Below are 3,807 nucleotides of genomic sequence, written 5' to 3'. Positions count from 1 at the left end.
CCGGCGTCCGCGACCGGGACGCCGGGCCGCCCGCCGGAGCGCGCCAGCGGGGACACCGCGGGGCCGTGCGACGACGGGGTCACCGTGCGCGGTGGAAGAGCCTCCGCGACCAGAGGTAGCCGCCGAGGGTGATCAGGGCGCACCAGGCGAGCGCGATCCAGGCGTCGTGTCCGAGGGGAATGTCCAGCAGCAAGCCGCGCAGCGTCTCGATGACGGGGGTGAACGGCTGGTACTCGGCGAACCAGCGCAACCCGGCCGGCATCGAGTCGGTGGGGACGAACCCGCTTCCGAGAAAGGGCAGCAGGATCAACGGCATGGGCAGGTTGCTCGCGGTCTCGACGCTGGAACTCACCTGCCCGAGCGCCACGCACAACCAGACGAGCGCGAAGGTGACTGCCAAAAGCAGGCCCACCACGGCCAGCCACGCGCCCGGGCCGGCAACGGGCCGGAAGCCGACGAGCAGCGCCACACCCGTCACGATCACCAGGCTGAGCACCGTCTGGAACACACTGCCGAGAACGTGCCCGGTCAGCACCGAGCTGCGGGCGATGTTCATGGTGCGGAACCGGGCGATGAGGCCCGTGGTCATATCCATGGCGACCGAGATCGCGGTGCCCTGCACGGTGGCCGCCACGGTCATCAGCAGGATCGCGGGCGCCACGTAGTTCACGTATCCGGCGTGCCCGCCGACCATCCCGTCGAGCCCGGCGCCCAGCGTGCCGCCGAAGACGTACACGAACAGCAGCAGGAACACGACCGGCATCCCGACGAGTGTCAGCGTCATCGACGGGTACCGCAGCATGTGCCTGAGGTTGCGGCGCAGCATCGTCATCGAGTCGCGCACCGGGTGCGACCGGAAACCGGAGGTGCTCATCGCGTGGTCACCTTTCTGTTGCCACCCTCACCGGTGAGGGCGAGGAAGACGTCGTCGAGGTCGGGGGTGTGTACGGACACCTCGTCGACCTCGACGGCCTGCTCGTCGAGCCGGTCCAGCAGGGACCGCAGCGACCGGAGGCTGCCGTCGGCCGGCACCCGCAGCGTGAGCGCGTCGTCGTCCCGTGCGGCCCGGTCGAGCACCCGCTCGGCCGCGTCGAGTTCACCGAGGTCGGCGAACCGCAGGCGGACGTGTCCGCCGGGGATGCGACGCTTCAGCTCGTCCGGGATCCCCTCGGCGATCAGCCTGCCGTGCTCGAGCACCGCGATCCGGTCCGCCAACTGGTCGGCTTCCTCCAGGTACTGCGTGGTCAGCAGGAGAGTCACCCCGTCGGTCACCAACTCCCGGATGATCCGCCACATGCCCCTGCGGCCGCGCGGGTCGAGTCCGGTGGTCGGTTCGTCGAGAAAGATCACCCGCGGGTCACCGACGAGGGTCATCGCGAGGTCGAGGCGCCGCAGCATGCCTCCGGAGTACGTCGAGGCCGGTCTCCGGGCCGCTTCGACCAGGTCGAACCGGTCGAGGAGTCGGGCGGCGCGCTCTCGGCCGGCGCGCCGGGGCAGGTGGTGCAGATCCGCCATCAGCAGCAGGTTCTCCTCGCCGGTGAGCAGACTGTCCACCGCCGAGAACTGGCCGGTGACACCGATCGCCGCGCGCACCCCGTCGGGCTCGGTGGCGAGGTCGTGGCCGCCGACCCGGGCACTGCCGCCGTCCGGGTCGAGCAGGGTGGACAGGATCTTCACCGTGGTGGTCTTGCCCGCGCCGTTCGCGCCGAGCAGTGCGAGAACCGTCCCCGCCGGGATCGTCAGGTCGAGGCCGTCGAGTACGACGTGGTCGCCGAAGGATTTGCGCAACCCGGTCGTCGCGACGGCCGGTCGGATGGTGGCCATGCTTTCCCCCTTGGAGTGGATTCGTCAGCGGCGGCGGATCGTGATGTCGCCGTACGAAGTGCGGGCCCGCACGTCGACGACCTCGGTGGACTCCTCCGGGCGCGGGGCACTGTCGAGCAGGTTGTGCACCTGACCGAAGCTGGTGCCTGCGTCGACCCAGGCGGTCGTGCCTTCGGCGACGCCGAGCTCCAGTGCGCCCATGGCGGTGGAGAGGGCGACCGAACCCCGGGCCACCTCGCCCAGCCGGATGGTGCCGCTGGCGGTCTTCGCGTCGATGCCCGCACCCACCCGATCGACGGAGATGTCGCCGCCGGCCGAGCGGATCCGCGCGTCGCCGGTGACCGAATCGATCTCGACGTCGCCGCTGGAGTCCTTGACGACCGCGGTCCCCTCGATGCGGCCGAGGCTCACCTTGCCGGACGCCGTGTGGATCTCCGTGTCACCGGTGGCGTGGTCCACGGTCACGTGCCCGGTCGCCGTGTTGAGCCGGAGCGGACCGGTGTGTTCGACGTGGATGTCCCCGGTGCCGGTCTTGAACCGGACCTGCCCGAGCCGGCCGGAACCGTGGAGGTTGCCCAGCTGCACCGTGCCGGAGATCCGTGAATCAACGGGCAGCCCGACGGTGACGTCGACCGACCTGGTCTTGCGGGAGAAGTCGAAGGGACGCGCCTTCGGCCCCCTGATCCGCAGGGTCCCGGTCGTGTACTCGACGCGGACCTGCTCGGCCGCCTGCACATCGGAGGTGTCGGACGCGTCGCTCGGGCGCACGTCGACCTCGGTGTCGGTCCGGTCGGTGGCGAGGAACCGCACGCGCCCGGTCGCGCCCAACTCCAGCTCGACCGAGATCGGTTCGGGTGTGTCGAAAGTGGGCATAGTCGACCCCTCAGTACTGGTGGGTTGCGCATCCCCGCTGGTCAGGGATGTGTGTGAGGCTGCGGTGTGGTCAGCGCAGCCAGCCGGTGAAGCGTTGCGAGGACCGTTTCCCGGAGCTGCTCGGCTCGGTGCGTCCGCCCTGTCCGGGGCCCTGCAGGGCGGCGGCCGCCGCGCGCACCAGCCAGGCGTTGACCGAGCGTCCCTCCTGTGCGGCGGCCTCCTCGATCGCCGCCTTGAGTTGTTCCGGAAGTCGCACGTTGATCCGCGTCGCGGGGCCGTCCTCCGTGATCGGGGGAACGGTGCCGGAGGTCGCCTCCGTGCCGCCTTCCGCCACCTCGTCCTCCGGTTCGGCGGGCGGTGTGGTGACGACGAACTCCGGATCGCGCCCGCGCAGGCGCAGTTCCACCGACCCCGGGGCCAGCTCCCGGGTGATCTCGTCGGCGGCGGACGAGAGCACGTCCAGCAGCGTCATCCGGATCGCCGATTCGAGCGGCCCGGCCAGGCGCTCCGCCAGTTCCCGCGCGTCGTCCCCGCCGGCTTCGGCGAGCGCGGCGAACTCCCGGCCCAGGCCGCTCACGTGCACGTTCAGATCCATGGCACCACGTTGGCACATATGTGGCACCTTGTGCAAGCCGCTATGTCTCAAAGTGATGCCATGTCGTGCCAGCTAGGCAGTTCGGCGCTACGGCGGCGTCGGCAGGCCGTAGGCGTGGGCGACGGCGCGTTCGACGTCGGTGCCGTCGATACCGCCTTCCTCGGCCACGGTGAAGCCGAGTTCGAGCACGAGCAGGCCGATGCGGCGCAGCAGCGGCAGCACCTCGGCGTTGCCCGCGTCCTTGTGCCGGTAGAGCGGTTCGGTCTCCCCGTCGACGGCGCGGCGCAGCCGCATCAGCACGGCGTCGAGGTCGTCGAGCGCGGGCAGCGCAGGCGCGGTCGCGGTCGCGGTGTCGGTCATGGTGGTACCTCGTCGGTCGGAACGGTGGTCGGGTGGTTCGGGACCGGGTGTCACAACGCGCGGAGCCCGCGCAGCACGCGGCGCAACAGGCCCAGCCACGGATCGCCCCCGGCGTCGGCGATGTGGGCGGCCTCGGCGCGGGCGAGGTCGCGCGC

The 3,807-nt window shown here is 71.1% G+C and carries 5 protein-coding genes; all 5 read right to left on the bottom strand.

Going from position 1 to position 3,807, the window contains the following annotated elements; translation table 11 throughout:
* Window positions 1-79: 79 nt before the first annotated feature.
* The 5 genes from SACPADRAFT_RS0213890 to SACPADRAFT_RS0213870 all read right to left on the bottom strand — a co-directional run bounded on the left by SACPADRAFT_RS0213890 (window position 80) and on the right by SACPADRAFT_RS0213870 (window position 3,652).
* Entirely contained in the window at window positions 80-874 is a 795-nt protein-coding gene (locus tag SACPADRAFT_RS0213890; RefSeq protein ID WP_007026839.1) for an ABC transporter permease, read from the bottom strand.
* The gene (locus tag SACPADRAFT_RS0213885) at window positions 871-1,824 is read right to left on the bottom strand and encodes a daunorubicin resistance protein DrrA family ABC transporter ATP-binding protein (protein ID WP_007026840.1); all 954 of its coding nucleotides are present in this window, start codon (window positions 1,822-1,824) and stop codon (window positions 871-873) included. Before SACPADRAFT_RS0213885 ends, SACPADRAFT_RS0213890 begins: the two co-directional genes overlap by 4 nt.
* A 24-nt stretch (window positions 1,825-1,848) precedes the next feature.
* Window positions 1,849-2,697: a DUF4097 family beta strand repeat-containing protein gene (locus SACPADRAFT_RS0213880; RefSeq protein WP_007026841.1), complete on the bottom strand. Its 849-nt coding sequence runs from the start codon at window positions 2,695-2,697 to the stop codon at window positions 1,849-1,851.
* 70 nt (window positions 2,698-2,767) lie between these two features.
* A complete protein-coding gene (locus SACPADRAFT_RS0213875) occupies window positions 2,768-3,292 on the bottom strand; it encodes a YlcI/YnfO family protein (protein WP_007026842.1) in 525 nt (174 codons plus the stop codon).
* An 87-nt stretch (window positions 3,293-3,379) separates the two neighbouring features.
* Complete coding sequence (locus tag SACPADRAFT_RS0213870) at window positions 3,380-3,652, bottom strand: hypothetical protein (RefSeq protein ID WP_007026843.1); 273 nt, start codon at window positions 3,650-3,652, stop codon at window positions 3,380-3,382.
* Window positions 3,653-3,807: the final 155 nt, after the last annotated feature.

It is taken from the genome of Saccharomonospora iraqiensis subsp. paurometabolica YIM 90007, from assembly GCF_000231035.2.
GTDB classification, from domain to species: Bacteria; Actinomycetota; Actinomycetes; order Mycobacteriales; family Pseudonocardiaceae; genus Saccharomonospora; species Saccharomonospora paurometabolica.
The sequence above is the reverse complement of the archived record's forward strand: the minus strand, read 5'-3'. Positions and strand labels throughout refer to the sequence as shown.